Here is a 16497-nt window from a genome sequence, read left to right on the forward strand (position 1 = left end):
TTAAATTTTATTTGAGCCACGTTTTACCTGTAATAATATAGTTACTTAGAAAATATAATTCGTTAGAATCTTGTGGAAAATCTTCTTTAAAGCAATTGGATTCTTCTAAACCGTTTACACTAATAAACCTATAATAGTTATTCCAGTTCCAAATTTCAAATGCAGAGAGATCTTTTTTTGTATATATTTTTATATCAGATACTCCTGTTCTTCCAGCGTCAGTGGTTATCAAATCTCTAATTTCAGATAATACCTTTTGCATAGTAGGAATCATTTTATTATACATAAAATCATGTTGTTCATTAACAGTGGGATACATTGTGTTTAGAATATTTACAAAATCTGCGCCAGCACTAGGATTATTTGCTTTTACAAAAAGATAGGCATGTATACATTCGTGTAAAATGGTTTTAGCATTTTCTAAATTTGTTTGGCTCATTGCGGTTCCCGCAATCAATATTTGTTTACTTACTTTTATTGTAATCACTTTCGTTATAGGATCCTGAGTTGTAGTAGCATGAACCTCTTTTTTTGAAGAATCATTATTTTCATATACATGATCATTAATTTCAAACCTGACATTAAATTTCTTATTATCAACAAATATGTCCAAAAATAATTTTTTAAATTCAGGAGAATCTGTTAAAGCTTTATATATAGTGTTAAATTTTTGATTCTCAGGTAAATTTAAATTATTTAAAATGTGGCTTAAATCTACATCTAGTGGTGATTTTTGAGAGTATATAAAATTTTGTAGTGAATTGCTAAGTTGTTTTATAGTGCTAAATTGAGCATCTTCTATAGCATAAATCATCAGGCTGACAAAAGCTTTATTTGCAGGAGTTTTACCTTCTTGGTTTAAGAAATCTATTAGCATCGAACTGTATTGAACATTATTTACAATAGCATATTTTTGCAATGGAGATAATTCATATTCAGGTCTAAAAATTTTTCTTAAGGCTAGATATACCCCATCTCCGGTTGCAGTGTAAGTTGTAGGTGCTCCACCACTACTGGTCCATGAAGTTTTAGTGGCATTCTCAGGACCAGGACCAGAACCAGAACTTCCAGAACAATTGCAGCTGACTGTAACGCTCGGATGGTCGCATCCAGAGGCAGCATGAACACTATGGCATGTACAGTCGGTGATAACTTTGGTGCAGTAACAATCAATCTGTGTAGTTTTTGCTGTTTGTGAGTTTTTTTTATGGGCGCTAAAAGAAGAACCATAATAATTAAAGGTGTCATTATCTGTCGGTTCTTTTGTAACTAATTTAACATCTATGTTTGTATCGGTAATTTCTATAGATAGGGAATATAGAAATGGAGAGCTGATATCAGATTTTATGTATAAAGGTATAATATAGCCTGCCTCATTTTTATCATTTTTTACAACATAAATGTTTTCAAGATCTAAATAATAATCTGTCTTCCCTGCATTTGTCTTGAAATTAGAGAAAGGATTATCAGTAATGAATTCGGCTAATTCATTATCTCTGTTTTTTAGTTTAGAAAGTAATTCTTCAATATTTGCTTTTGCAATCGAAGTTCCGGTTTTAATGTTGTCTTGATTGTCAGTCTCATTATTAGTTACGCAGGAATTAAAAATTACTAGGATGAGTAATAAATAAAATTTTAGGTTTTTCATTCTTTTGATCAGTTTTGTAAAAAAAGCTAATATATGTAAAAAAAAGACTATAAAAAAAATAAAAATCTTTTTTTCTTTTGTGTTTAAAATGTTGCAATAATTAGATGTTATAAAATTTCATGCTATATAGTTTTTTGATTCAATATGATTAGATAAATTAATTTTATTTTTTGACTTTAGAAATTAAACATCGTAAATTTGACGTTTCATATTACAACACATGCTCGACATACAAAATATATCTTTTACGTACACCGAAACCCCAGTTATAAAAAACATCTCTTTTTCTATTGAAAAAGGCCAGAATATTGCGATTATTGGTGAGAGTGGCTGCGGAAAAAGTACGCTACTGAAGCTTATATATGGACTTTACGATCTGGACGAAGGAAAGATTTTTTATGAGAACAAGCCAGTTTTGGGACCAAAGTTTAATTTGATTCCCGGAATGCCTTATATGAAATATTTGGCGCAAGATTTTGATTTGTCTCCTTATGAAACCGTTGCAGAGAATGTAGGTAAGTTTCTGTCAAATGGTTTTGCAAACATGAAAAAGCTGCGTGTTCAGGAATTATTAGAAATGGTAGAAATGGATCAGTTTTCTAATGTTAAAACTAAATTCTTGAGTGGAGGACAGCAGCAGAGAGTGGCTTTGGTAAGAGTTTTGGCTTTAGAACCAGAAGTGATTTTATTAGATGAACCTTTCAGCCAAATTGATGCTTTTAGAAAAAATGCACTTCGACGCAATTTGTTCCGTTATTTAAAACAAAAAGGAATCACTTGTATTATTGCAACGCACGATAGTACAGATGCTTTGTCTTTTGCAGATCAGGCAATCGTGATGCGAAATGGGGAAGTATTAGTAAAAGATGATCCGAATAAAATATATGAGGATCCAAAAATAAAATATGTGGCTTCATTGTTTGGAGAAGTAAATGAAATTCCGACACATTTATTATTAGATTATCAAGACGAAACTCATAAAACTTTGGTATATCCGCATCAGTTTAAAATGGTTTCAGAGTCTCGATTAATGGTTAAAATCAGAAGAACTTATTTTAGAGGAAGCCATTATTTAATTGAAACTGTTTATAAAAGGCAATTAATTTTCTTTGAAAGTGAAATAGATTTACCGCTTGAGCAGGAAGTGTTTCTGGCTTTGAATTATCTATAATTAGAAAATGTGCCAATTAGATAATTAAGATAATTGCTGGCATTAAATAATAAACCCGACAGGTTTTTGAAACTTGTCGGGTTTGCTTTTGAAAATAAAATGAAATTAATTTTTTAGATATTTTTCTAAAAATTGATCTTGTTCCCAAAGCAAATGAAGAATGTTTTCTTTGGCAACATAACTATGCGATTCTTTTGGCAGAATAACCATTCTTGCCGGTGCCCCTAAACCTTTTAATGCTTGAAAATAACGTTCTGTCTGCAAAGTAAAAGTTCCAGGATTGTTATCTGCTTCTCCGTGAACTAATAACATTGGAGTTTTCATTTTTTCTGCATTCATAAAAGGAGACATGGTATTGTAGACTTCTGGAGCTTCCCAGTAATTTCTTTGCTCAGATTGAAATCCGAAAGGAGTTAGAGTTCTGTTGTAAGCGCCGCTTCTTGCAATTCCGCATGCAAAAAGATTAGAATGCGTTAATAAGTTAGCCGTCATAAATGCTCCATACGAATGTCCGCCAACAGCCACTTTTTTGCGATTAATGTAGCCTAAAGCGTCAACAGCATCAATCGCCGCCGCGGCATTATCAACTAATTGCGAAACAAAGTTGTCGTTTGGTTCTGTAGTTCCCTCTCCAATAATTGGAAATGCGGCATCGTCTAAGACAACATATCCTTTTGTTACCCAATATACAAATGATCCATAATAAGGAAATGTAAATTCGTTAGAATTTTGAGTCGATTGCGAAGCACTGTTTCTGTCTTTGTATTCTGCGGGATAAGCCCAGATCAATAGTGGCAATTTTTCTTTTTTCGTTTTATCATAACCAGCAGGAAGGTATAAAGTTCCTGAAAGTTCCAATCCGTCTTTACGTTTGTACTTGATAACTTCTTTGCTTACATTTTTAATGCTCTCAAACGGATTTTTGAAATCAGTGACTTGTGTTAAGCTGTTTTGTTTTTTGATATTTCTGAAATAGTAATTCGGATATTCTGTTTTAGATTGAATCTGAACCAAAATTTTCCCAGTTTTAAAATCTTCAATTTCTAAAATATCTTCTTTTTTGTCTTTATAAGAAGACGTATAAATGCGTTTAGATTTTAAAGTTTCCAGATTGAATTCATCCACAAAAGGGAATTGCCCAGTTTTAGTATAACCTTCGCCAATTCTGTAAAGATTGTTTTTTTCGATTGCTAAAACATATTTATTGTAAGCATTTTTTTTAGTTTCGAAAACTCCAGGATCTGAATACACATCTTGTGAATTTCTGTCTGTAATCAGTTTCGGCTGCTGACTCGGGTTTGAAGGATTTATCAAAAATGTTTTAGTGTTTCTAGTGTCGTACCATTCTTCTGAAAGAATAGCTAAATCGTCATTCCCCCAAATAATATCACTAAAACGCTGTGGTGTTTTTGCTAAAGATGTCGCTTCTTTGTCAAAAGGTGCATCCCAAAGAAAAATCTCATCTCTAAAATCAACCTTATTTGCAGGATCTCCTTCATCTAAAGCTACAACATAAGACAATGTTGCAGGTTTGTCATTTCTCCAAGCAATTTCTCTTTTTCCTTTTCGAACAGCCATAAAACCTTTTGGCATAATTTCGTTTAAAGGAGCATCGTTTACCGTTTTAATTTCTCTTCCGCTTAAATCGTAAACAATAGTTTTAGACGGAAATCTATATAAAGGCACTACATAAGAAAACGGTTTTTGAATTGTAGTCAGCATAATGTAATTGCCGTCTGGCGAGATTTTCTCTCCAAAATACATGGCTGCGGCTTTATACAAAGAAGCGTCACCGTTTAATTTTACTTTGTATAATTCAGAAGTGATGCAGTTTTCAAAATTGACTTCATCATTTTTGTTTTTCAGCATATCAGGATACGTTCTGTTTTGAGATTTTTCTCCCGAAGTGTTTGAAATAATTGGACCAGTTGGCAGATCTTTTTTAGAATCTAAAAGAGGCTGTCTGTCTTTAGGAAGCATTTTTACTAAGATCGTTTCACTGTCTAAGAACCAGCTAAACGGATTTCCAAGATTGGCATTTACTCTAGCCTCTGTAAGTTTTGTAGCGCTGGCTGTTGCCACATCTAAAACCCAAAGTTCAACACCAGAATTTGTAGTATTTGAGAATAATATTTTTTTGTCATTTGGCGACCAAAGAATGTTTGTTATTTTTGGATTATGAGGCAGACCTTTGACTTGGATTTCTTCCTTACCGCTTATTTTTCGCAGTTTAAGGTTAGTTAGATAAGTTACTGTACTCGAAATATTAGTAACGGGATTAATTCTTAAACCTGCCAAACGAATCTCGTCTTGATTTAAATCGTCGAGCGTTTTATAAGTATTGCGGTACATTAAGAGCATATTTTCTTTTTTTGTATCCATAGATACGGAGGGAGCTCTTTGGTAATCTGCCAAATCTAAAATAGATTTTGAAGGTTTTTGATAAGTTAGATTCTCTTGTGCAAAAGAGAAAAAGCTTATATTTAAAAATAAAAACAGTGTAACCTTTAATTTCATAGTTTGAATTTTATGGGTTTGTAAAATTGGTATTCAAAATGTTTGTCTAAGATAGTTTTGTCTTGTTACATCTTGAGCCTGAATTTTAATTTTTTTCAATGTTTGCGTCTTAAAATTGCCTTTTCGAGAAGTAAATGATGATAAGTCACCGTAGAATTAAAGTATATTAAATTGCTAATAACGAAAAAAATAGTATTTTGTGTACGTATATTTTAAAGTATGCGTAAATTTGCAATCCAATTTTTTAATAAATAATAATAGATTATGTATCATTCAAAAATAGCTGGTTTAGGATATTATGTTCCTTCAAATGTGGTGACTAACGATGATTTGTCTAAGATAATGGATACCAATGATGAATGGATTCAGGAAAGAACTGGAATTCAGGAAAGAAGACACATTATCCGTGGAGAAGACACTACTACTTCAATGGGAGTAAAAGCAGCTAAAATTGCAATCGAGCGTTCTGGCGTTGCCAAAGAAGATATTGATTTTGTAGTTTTTGCTACATTAAGTCCAGATTATTATTTTCCAGGACCAGGTGTTTTGGTTCAAAGAGATTTAGGTTTAAGAACAGTTGGAGCATTAGACGTTAGAAACCAATGTTCTGGTTTTGTTTACGCAATTTCTGTTGCAGACCAATATATTAAAACTGGAATGTATAAAAACATTTTGGTTATTGGTTCTGAGGTTCATTCTACAGGATTAGACATGACAACTCGCGGACGTGGAGTTTCGGTAATTTTCGGAGATGGAGCAGGAGCTGCAGTTTTAAGCCGTGAAGAAGATTTGACAAAAGGAATTTTATCTACACATTTGCATTCAGAAGGACAGCATGCTGAAGAATTAGCTTTGCAAGCGCCAGGAATGGGAGCACGTTGGGTAACAGATATTATTGCAGATAATGATCCGAATGACGAAAGTTATTATCCATATATGAACGGACAATTTGTATTTAAAAATGCAGTAGTTCGTTTTGCTGAAGTAATCAATGAAGGATTAGAAGCAAATGGTCTTCAGGTTTCTGATATTGATATGCTTATTCCGCATCAAGCGAATTTGAGAATTTCGCAATTCATTCAAAATAAATTCAAATTAACAGACGATCAAGTTCATAATAATATTCAGAAATACGGAAATACAACGGCAGCGTCTATTCCGATTGCTTTAACTGAAGCTTGGGAACAAGGGAAAATCAAATCTGGAGATACAGTTGTTTTAGCAGCTTTCGGTAGCGGATTCACTTGGGCAAGTGCTATTATTAAATGGTAAAATAATCATCTTACATTATATATTTTTTTTAACCTGCTTCTTATTTGGAGCAGGTTTTTTGTTTCTAGATTTTTTAGTGGTTAATTCCATTCGTCAGGCTGAGCGGAGTCGAAGCCCACGTGCCAATAGGAGCGCCCTTCGACTCTGCTCAGGGTGACAAAGATTGCGGATATTATTTTGTGGTCAGGCTGAGTGTCCCAAGATTTCTGTTTAGTGCTTTGTCAGGCTGAGCGGAGTCGAAGCCCACGTGCCAATAGGAGCGCCCTTCGACTCCGCTCAGGGTGACAAAATTGAGGATATTATTTTGTGGTCAGTCTGAGTGTCCCGAGATTTCTGTTTAATGCTTTGTCAGGCTGAGCGTCCCGAGGCTTCTGGAGAACCCCACGTTTCAATAGGAGCGCCCTTCGACTCCGCTCAGAGTGACAAAGATTGCGGGTATTATTTTGTGGTCAGTCTGAGTGTCCGATAATTCTGTTTAGTGATTTGTCAGGCTGAGCGGAGTCGAAGCCCACGTGCCGATAGGAGCGCCCTTCGACTTCGCTCAGGGTGACATAAAAAACGAAATTATTTTTCTGAGTTAATTTTCTTACTTTTATTGAAAAATAAAAATTATGAAACTATATTATGTCTACATTTTGAAATGTTCAGATGGAAGTTATTACACCGGAATGACAAATGATATAAACAGAAGATTAAATGAACATAATTATGGATTAAACACAGAAAGTTACACTCACAATAAAAGACCTCTAGAATTAGTTTTTTGCACAGAATTTAATGATGTAAATCAAGCCATTTTATTTGAAAAACAAGTTAAAGGCTGGAGCAGAAAAAAGAAAGAAGCTATAATTAAAGACAAATGGGAAGACTTGAAAAAATTAGCAGAATGTTTGAATAAAACAAATCATAAAAATTTTAATAAAAAGGATGTTAGTAGTAACTTAGCCTTCGATTTTTCTCAAGATTAGAAAGTCAAAGATCTTTTTAAATAAATTTAAATGAAAAAAAATCAATTAGAAATAGCTTGTTTTAATTATGAATCGGCATTAATTGCTCAAGCAAATGGCGCGGACAGAATTGAACTTTGTGAAAACATGAAATTGGGAGGAACAACGCCAAATTCAATTTTGGTGGTGAAAGTTCGCGAAAGCCTTAATATAAAAATGCATGTAATCATCAGACCTCGCGGTGGCGATTTTGTTTATTCTGATGAAGAACTTACAGAAATGAAACAGGATATCAAACAATATAAAAAATTAGGTGTAGATGGTTTTGTTTTCGGAATTCTGAAGGAAAATGGAAAAATAAATAAAAAGCAAAATAAAGAATTAGTGCATTTAGCGCATCCGCTTTCATGTACATTTCATCGTGCTTTTGATGTAGTCAAAAATCCTGAAAAATCGCTCGAATCAATTATTGACTGTGGATTTAAAACGATTTTAACTTCTGGCCAAGGAGTGAATGTTGAAGAAGGAATTTTAGCTTTAGAAAGAATTCAGGAATTGGCTGGCGACAGAATAGAAATTATGCCTGGAGGAGGTCTGCGATCTTCGAATATCAAATTACTGCAAGAAAAGTTAGATTTGACTTTCTATCATTCGTCTGCAATTACAGACGATTCAGAAACGGCAAATCCAGAAGAAATAAAAGAATTGCGTAATTTTTTATAATTACATAAAAATAAAAAATCCTGAAGTTGGCATACTTCAGGATTTTTCTTTTCTACAAGAACTATTAAAATCTGCTAATAAAAGCGGTATTAAAACATTCCGCCGCCACCTTTATTAGTGTTATCTTCTCTTTGTTTACGCTGTAAATTTTTGATTTTTGCACCTCCAAAGTTATACGTTAAACCAACATATACAGTTTGGCTTTCCCACTTAAACTGACCCGCTTGCGGATAAGGATACATCGTGTCAAAAGCATATTTCATAGTATTGAAAACATCATTAAAACGAACACTTAAATTCATTTTATTGTCTAGCAATGTATAGCGTGTACCAATATCCATTTTATACATTTCGTGGCTATTGTTCTGAAGTCCATCTGTAGCGCCTCTATAGAATCCGAAAGCCAAGAAACTTAAGCGCTTATTTACTTTAAAATTAGAATTCATACGTCCGTTGAAAGCGGCAACCGTAATTTTACGATCAACAGGATTACTTGTATTAGTTGCAGGATCGTATAAGAACACAATACCTTGCTGATTAATGCTTGAGAAATCAATAGATGGCTGAATATCCCACCATTTTGTGATTTTATAATTGAATGAAAGTTCAAATCCGTAAGCAGTATTATGATCGTAGTTGGTAAACGTCATAATCTGTTTTTCTTTGTTCGGATCTGCAGGATCAGGATATAAAATTCTGCTGATTTGATCGTTGATGCTTCTCACAAAAACACCAGCTGTAAAACTTCCTTTTTCAAGAGTTTTAGTATAATTTACTTCAACAGAATTGGTAAACTGAGGTCTTAATTCTGGATTTCCTAAAGAAGTCACCAACGGAGTAGCAAATTCACGAATAGGTTTTGTCTGCTCTAAACTCGGACGGTCTACACGACGGCTGTAACTGAATTGTAAAGTATTTTTCTCATTCAGATTATACGTTAAGTAAGCAGATGGATATAAGGTAATATAATCGTCATCAAATTTAGTCTGACCATAATTTAAGTTGGCTTGAACTTTATAACTTTCAAAACGCGCACCTAATTGATAGCTGAACTTTTTAAATTTTTGTCCAAAAGTTACATAAGCAGAATAAATATCCGTGTCGTACGTATAATGAGAAGTGTGGTCTGCAACAGGAAGTAATGGGTTTCCTGTTGTGTAATCGTTGCCTGTTCTCGTGATTCTGGCTTCTGCTCCAGCTTCAAGAGTCGTTTTTTCGTTTAACGGATTAACATAATCTACGTTTATAGTGCTTAATTTTCTAGTTCCTTCTAAGAAATCATTGTATGCAACATCTGAAGAGGTGTTTTCAATATTCGTCGTTTGAGTATCAAAAGAAGCATGTTGTGTTTCTTTGTTGTCGCTATAATTGGCTTCAAAATCTAAAGTATGTCCTTCTTTTTTGAAAATGTGTTTGTATGCCAAATTATAAGTTCCAACTCGATCTGGTCCCCAATATTTTGATTTTTGGAAAATATTAGAAATATCAGAATTTGCTACATTATTATAGTCAATGTCTGTATCTACAAAACCTTCACCATCAGATCTGTTTTGGTTCGTATAAATAGATAAAGTGTTATGGTCATCAATTAAATAATCCATACCAATTTTGTATAAATACGATTCGTTGTCATTCAAAACATCAATATTCTGAGTAATATCTTGATCAAATCTTTGGATAAATCCATCATTTTGGTACTTTCCAAAATTCTGTCCTACGTTTCCAAAGAAATTTACTTTACCAGTTTTATAGTTTAAATCTAAAGACTGATTGTATTTTGCTGTTTTACCAAAAGTAATACCGCCGCTATACGTTCCGTTAAAACCAGTATTAGCATTTTTATGCAAAATGATGTTGATAATTCCAGACATTCCTTCTGGATTATACTTCGCACTTGGATTGGTAATCAGCTCAATTTTTTTGATAGAAGTTGACGGAATCTGTTTCAACAATTGAGCAGGATCAATATTAGAAGGACGACCGTCAATAAGTACACGAACATTGTCATTTCCGCGAAGCGAAAGTTTTCCGTCCTGATCCACATTCACAGAAGGAATATTATTCATAATATCCGATGCTGAAGCTCCGGCAGTTGTTAAATCTTTTCCAACGTTCACTACCTTTCTATCAATTTTTTGTTCAATTGTCGAACGTTCTGCAATAACGTTTACCCCTTTTAACTGCGTTGCTTCTTCTTCTAGAGAAACATTTACAGTTGCAGTTTTTTTATTTTCGCTTAAAAGAACTGATCCAATATATTTTCTAAATCCAATATATTGAATTTCGATCGTATAACTTTTTAAAGCAACATTTTTAAATGAAAAGTCTCCATTATCGTCTGTATTTACTCCGGTAATTACTTTTCCATTTTCTTTAAGCGAAACCGTAGCGTAAGAAATCGGCGCATTGTTTGACTTTTCTGTAATTTTTCCAGAAATACTTCCCGTATTCTGGGCCTGTGCAGTTGCGATTATCCCCAATAACGCAAACAGAAAGAATTTTAATTTCATGATTTTTTTACTGATTATTTTTGATTTGATTGATGATGATTTTGTTTTGTTAGTTTTTCTTTTTTTTGTTTTTTCTTGAGCTCAATAAAAATTGAAGTCACTAAGTAAGACTCGATTGTATTTGATATGTTACAAGAAATTCTAGAAAAAAGAATAAATTTTTTCTCATTGGCTGTTTTGTAAGAGATTAGGCTTTTGATTTTTTGATAATTTTAACAATTTAAAAATGTGCTTTTTTATCAAATTGAAACTCTTTTCTTGAATTTAATATGTTTTTGATTTTCTCTAATTGATGAATAAGCAGTATCTTTGCTCACTTTAAAATAAGTTTACATGTCATTACAACAAATTCTTACACCTTCTATACAAAAAGCAATACAAGCATTATTTGATGTTACTGTTGATAAAATCGAGTTTCAAACTACCAGAAAAGAGTTTGAAGGCGATATCACAATGGTAATTTTTCCTTTATTGAAAGTGATTAAAAGTAATCCGGCCGAACTGGGAAATAAAATTGGAAACTATCTCGTTGAAAATGTTTCTGAAGTGGCTCGCTTTAATGTAGTTTCTGGTTTCTTGAATATTGTAATTTCAGATAGCTACTATGTGAATTTCTTTAACGGAATAAAAGACCAAATACCATTCGGTTTTGTTGAGCCAAATCCTGCTGAAAAAGCGGTAATGGTAGAATATTCTTCTCCAAACACCAATAAACCTTTGCACTTAGGGCACGTTCGTAACAATTTGTTAGGATATTCTGTTGCAGAGATTTTAAAAGCTTCTGGTAAAAAAGTATACAAAACTCAAATTATCAACGATAGAGGAATCCATATTTGTAAATCGATGCTGGCTTGGGAGAAATTCGGCAACGGAGAAACTCCTGAAACTTCTGGTTTAAAAGGAGATAAACTGGTTGGTAAATATTATGTAGAGTTTGATAAAGCTTACAAGAGTGAAATTAATGGTTTAATCGAAACTGGCAAAACAGAAGAAGAAGCAAAAAAACAAGCGCCAATCATTATCGAAGCACAAGATATGCTTAAGAAATGGGAAGCTGGCGACGAAAAAGTAATTGCCCTTTGGAAAAAAATGAACGAATGGGTTTATGAAGGTTTTGCTACAACGTATACTAATCTTGGAGTTAATTTTGATAAATATTACTACGAAAGCAACACTTATCTATTAGGTAAAGATGTGGTGCAAGTAGGTTTAGATAAAGGTGTTTTTGAAAAAGATCCAGACGGTTCTGTTTGGATTGATTTGACAGACGAAGGTCTTGACCGTAAAATTGTTTTGCGTTCTGACGGTACTGCGGTTTATATGACACAAGATATCGGAACAGCAATTCAGCGTGTAAAAGACATGCCAGATGTTGGAGGAATGGTTTACACGGTTGGGAATGAACAAGATTATCACTTTAAAGTATTATTCTTAATCTTGAAAAAATTAGGTTTTGACTGGGCTTCAAGTCTTTATCATTTGTCTTACGGAATGGTTGATCTTCCGTCTGGAAAAATGAAAAGCCGTGAAGGAACTGTTGTAGATGCTGACGATTTGATGCAGGATATGACTGATACAGCAAGACAAATTTCTGAAGATTTAGGAAAACTGGATAGCTATTCTGATGAAGAAAAAGCAAAACTGTACAAAACAATTGGTTTAGGGGCTTTGAAATATTACATTTTAAAAGTTGATCCTAAAAAACGTATTTTGTTCAATCCAGAAGAATCTGTAGATTTTGCAGGAAATACAGGACCATTTATTCAGTATACATACGCTAGAATTCGATCGATAATTCGTAAAGCAGATTTTGATTTTGATACTAAAATTGAAATTGATGAATTGCACGAAAAAGAAAAAGAATTGCTAAAACAAACCGAGCTTTTCCCAGAAATAATTCAAAATGCAGCTCAAAATCATAGTCCGGCATTAATTGCCAATTATACTTATGATTTAGTAAAAGAATACAACTCTTTTTATCAGTCAGTACACATTTTAGGTGAAGTTGATTTAACTAAAAAAATATTCAGAGTGCAGCTTTCTCAAAAAGTTGCCGAAGTAATTAAATCTGCATTGCAATTGTTAGGAATTGAAGTTCCTGAGAGAATGTAACAATAAAAGACGACAGAAAGTAAAGCCAATAGTTAATGACTATTGGCTTTTTTTATTATTTTTTTGGCTCGAAGACCCTTTTTGCACTATAATTAGAAAGTAATTTTGCACCGGCTTTTGTAAGAATTACGATAATAGGTGATAGATTTTTAAGTCAGTTCTACTGTTCATTTTTAACTATTTTGAATTAGTAATCTCTTAGTTGAAAAATGATACAGAATAAAAGAAAAACCGTCTATTATAGATGGTTTTTATTCTTAAGCCTCACCTTTACTGGTTTCATTTTTAAACGCAGTGCCTTCTCTTTTAAGTCTTCTAAATTTTATTTGTAATATTAATTGTATATTTTATTTAGTTAAAAGTAATTTAATACTTGTTAAAATTATTTTAATTTTTTAAGTTCGCCCCATAATTAAAAAACAAAAAATAATGAAACAAAAATTAAAAGGATTTATGATGCTTTTTTTTATTCTGATTTTGCAGTCTAGCATTGCTCAGGAGAAAAAAGTTACGGGAGTGGTTTCAGATGCAAACGGACCAATTCCGGGTGTAAACGTAATGATTAAAGGCACCAAAAATGGAGTTCAATCGGATTTGGATGGTAAATATATCATAACAGCAAAAACTGGTGATGTTTTAACCTTTTCTTACATGGGATTCAAAGATGTTAGTTTAACTGTTGGATCTGGGTCTGTTCTAAATGCTAAAATGCAAGAAGACGGAAAAGAATTAGATGAGGTTGTGGTTGTCGCATATGGGACGGCAAAAAAGACTTCTTATGTCGGATCAGCTACTCAAATAAAATCCGAACAACTCGAAAATAGACCTTTGACAAATGCATTGTCTGTTTTGGAAGGTTCAACATCAGGAGTTCAAATTCAAAGTTCTGCGGGACAACCAGGTGCTGCTCCCGAAATTAGAATTAGAGGTTTTAGCTCGATTAATGGATCAAATACTCCTTTATACATTGTAGATGGTGTTCCTTATGCTGGCGACATCAGTAATTTAAATTCAAGCGATATTGAAAGTTTAAGCGTTTTAAAAGATGCTTCTTCTACATCTTTATATGGCTCAAAAGCAGCAAATGGAGTAATTATTATTACTACAAAATCAGGGAAATCACAAAAGGATAAATTCTCACTTAATTTAAGTACAGGAATGACCTCCCGATCTATTAAAGATTATAAAAGAGTAAATGCCCTAGATTATTATCCATTAGAATGGGAAGCTATTAGAAATAGTCGTCCGATGGGTAATCAAACAGAAATTGATGCAGCAAATGCTTATGCATCTTCTAGAGTTCCAGTCGTTTTAGTTACAAACCCATTTAATGTTCCAAGCGGGAGTATAGTTGGAACAGACGGAAAATTAAATCCCGATGCAAAGTTGTTGTATCCTCAAGATCTTGATTGGGCTAAACAATTGGAAAGAGCGGGAGTTCGTAAAAATGTAGATTTTTCTTATCAAGGAAAATCTGAAAGATCCAACTATTTTGCATCATTAGGCTATTTGGATGAAGAAGGATACATACAAAAATCTGGCTTCGAACGAACAACGGGAAGATTAAACCTAAATACAAGTTTAAAAGAATGGTTTAAAACAGGCGTAAACATAACGGGAACTTTAACCAATTCAAAATTAGGAACTGATGGAGTCGAAAATACAAGCTCATTTAAGAATCCATTTAGAACAATAAGAACAATGGGGCCAATTTATCCTGTTTTCGATCATACATCAAATGGCGATTATGTTTTAGATGTTAATGGTAATCGCGTTTATTCTACTGTTCGTGGATCAGGAGCTTCAAACGGACGTAATGTTGTTTACGAAACTTTAAATGATACCGATGTCGTAAAAGGATTAGCTCTTTCGGCTAGAACTTTTTTTGAAATTTCATTTACTAAGGATTTAAAATTTACAACAAACGCGTCTATTGACAAAACATACAGAAATAGAACCTATTCTTATAATACTGAAATTGGAGACGGAGCACCAACTGGCTTGATGGCAAAAGAAGATAAAATCCTAACAGGAATTACATATAATCAATTATTGAATTATTCGAAGAAAATTGGAGAACATTCATTCAATATATTATTGGGACATGAAAGTTTCGATTATGAAACAAACTGGACCAGCAGTAGTAAAACAGGTCAAGTGGCTCCAGATATCATAGAGTTTGTCAATTATGCAACAACTACTGGTTTAACTTCTTTTACAAGAAATTATGCAACAGAATCATACTTTTCAAGAGCAGGTTATGATTATATGAGTAAGTATATTTTTTCAGCATCATTAAGAAGAGATGGATCTTCAAAATTTGCTAAAGATAATCGTTGGGGTAATTTCTGGTCTTTAGGTGGAGCGTGGGTAATTTCTAAAGAAAATTTTTTAAAAGATTATTCTTGGATTAGTGATTTAAAACTAAGAGCCTCAATTGGGCAAGTTGGAAATGACTCTCATATAATTGGCAATACGAATGATGCTGGTTCAAAAATTAATGGCTTAAATTATTATGTCAGCCAGCCTACCTATAGTTTAGGTAATGATAATGGCAGTGAGGGCGGTATTATAACTTATGCTGCGGCTGCAACCGATTTAAAATGGGAGGTAAATACTCAAAAGGATCTTGCAATAGAGTTTGGTTTATTCAAAAACAGATTAAAAGGGAGTGTCGAGTATTATAATAGAAATACTGACGGGTTGATTTTTTCTGTGCCTAATCCATTGTCTTCTGGTTTAGATAATAGAGTGGAAAATATTGGTTCTATGGTCAATAAAGGATTTGAAATTTCATTAGATGGTGTCATCGTTAAAACAAATGATTTTTCTTGGAGCCTGAATATTAATGCGTCAACAATTAATAATAAAATTACAAAACTTCCTCAAGGAGAAATTATTGATGGGACTAAAAAACTGTCAGTAGGTCATTCAATATATGATTATTGGTTAAGAGACTGGTATGGTGTAGATCCTTCAGACGGATATGCGCTATTTGTAGCGGATCCAAAGTTTGTAAATACAAGCGATGCTTCAATGAGAGTTGTAAATGGTGTAAATGTTACTACAGATCAAAATAAAGCACTGTACCATTATGCAGGTTCGGCTATTCCAGATTTATTTGGAAGTTTTGGAAATACATTTAAATATAAAGGACTTCAATTGGATGTTGTATGCGCGTATCAAATAGGAGGTAAAATGTACGATACTAATTATTCAGTTTTAATGCATACGGGAAATAATTATGGATCTGCTTTAAGTACGGATATCTTTAGAAGATGGCAAAATCCTGGCGATATAACTGATGTTCCTCGATTGGATGTTAATAGAAATACTCCATCAAGCGCAGCTTCTGACAGATGGTTAATAGGTTCTGATTATTTATCGTTAAGACAAGTTAATTTATCTTATAAAATGCCTTCGGAGTTTATATCAAAATTCGAAATTGATAATGCTTCAATATATATCAACGGTGAAAATTTAATGCTGTTTACAAAACGTCAAGGAATGGATCCAACTCAAACTTTCAATGGAACGACTCAAAATAGATATATACCATCGAGAGTAATTTCATTAGGACTGAATTTAAATTTTTAA

Annotated in this window: 9 protein-coding genes; 6 read left to right on the top strand and 3 right to left on the bottom strand. The window is 33.1% G+C overall.

Annotation, left to right across the window (positions count from 1 at the left end):
* Positions 1-7: 7 nt before the first annotated feature.
* A complete protein-coding gene (locus AC3E9W_RS12310) occupies positions 8-1648 on the bottom strand; it encodes a hypothetical protein (RefSeq protein ID WP_488768562.1) in 1641 nt (546 codons plus the stop codon).
* Between the two features lie 220 nt (positions 1649-1868).
* On the opposite strand from AC3E9W_RS12310, the gene AC3E9W_RS12315 reads away from it, so the two are divergent.
* Complete coding sequence (locus AC3E9W_RS12315) at positions 1869-2819, top strand: ABC transporter ATP-binding protein (RefSeq protein ID WP_456895730.1); 951 nt, start codon at positions 1869-1871, stop codon at positions 2817-2819.
* A gap of 105 nt (positions 2820-2924) precedes the next feature.
* Here AC3E9W_RS12315 and AC3E9W_RS12320 read toward each other — a convergent pair whose 3' ends face one another.
* Positions 2925-5336 carry an alpha/beta hydrolase family protein gene (locus tag AC3E9W_RS12320; protein ID WP_488768563.1) on the bottom strand — a complete coding sequence of 804 codons (2412 nt, stop codon included), beginning with the start codon at positions 5334-5336 and terminating at the stop codon, positions 2925-2927.
* Positions 5337-5600: 264 nt separating this feature from the next.
* On the opposite strand from AC3E9W_RS12320, the gene AC3E9W_RS12325 reads away from it, so the two are divergent.
* From AC3E9W_RS12325 to AC3E9W_RS12335, 3 genes are all read left to right on the top strand, one after another.
* Positions 5601-6608, top strand: a complete 1008-nt coding sequence (locus tag AC3E9W_RS12325) for a 3-oxoacyl-ACP synthase III family protein (protein WP_111379936.1) — start codon at positions 5601-5603, stop codon at positions 6606-6608.
* A gap of 611 nt (positions 6609-7219) precedes the next feature.
* Positions 7220-7576 carry a GIY-YIG nuclease family protein gene (locus tag AC3E9W_RS12330; protein WP_488768564.1) on the top strand — a complete coding sequence of 119 codons (357 nt, stop codon included), beginning with the start codon at positions 7220-7222 and terminating at the stop codon, positions 7574-7576.
* A gap of 30 nt (positions 7577-7606) precedes the next feature.
* Positions 7607-8278, top strand: a complete 672-nt coding sequence (locus AC3E9W_RS12335; RefSeq protein WP_306159310.1) for a copper homeostasis protein CutC — start codon at positions 7607-7609, stop codon at positions 8276-8278.
* An 89-nt stretch (positions 8279-8367) separates the two neighbouring features.
* Here AC3E9W_RS12335 and AC3E9W_RS12340 read toward each other — a convergent pair whose 3' ends face one another.
* The gene (locus AC3E9W_RS12340; protein WP_488768565.1) at positions 8368-10788 is read right to left on the bottom strand and encodes a TonB-dependent receptor; all 2421 of its coding nucleotides are present in this window, start codon (positions 10786-10788) and stop codon (positions 8368-8370) included.
* A gap of 333 nt (positions 10789-11121) precedes the next feature.
* Here AC3E9W_RS12340 and argS point away from each other — a divergent pair, with 333 nt between their 5' ends.
* Both argS and AC3E9W_RS12350 read left to right on the top strand, forming a co-directional pair.
* A complete protein-coding gene (argS, locus tag AC3E9W_RS12345; protein ID WP_488768566.1) occupies positions 11122-12900 on the top strand; it encodes an arginine--tRNA ligase in 1779 nt (592 codons plus the stop codon).
* Between the two features lie 429 nt (positions 12901-13329).
* Positions 13330-16497, top strand: coding sequence for a SusC/RagA family TonB-linked outer membrane protein (locus AC3E9W_RS12350; RefSeq protein WP_488768567.1), 3168 nt, complete (start codon positions 13330-13332; stop codon positions 16495-16497).

The sequence above is a fragment of the Flavobacterium sp. 38 genome, assembly GCF_057799715.1.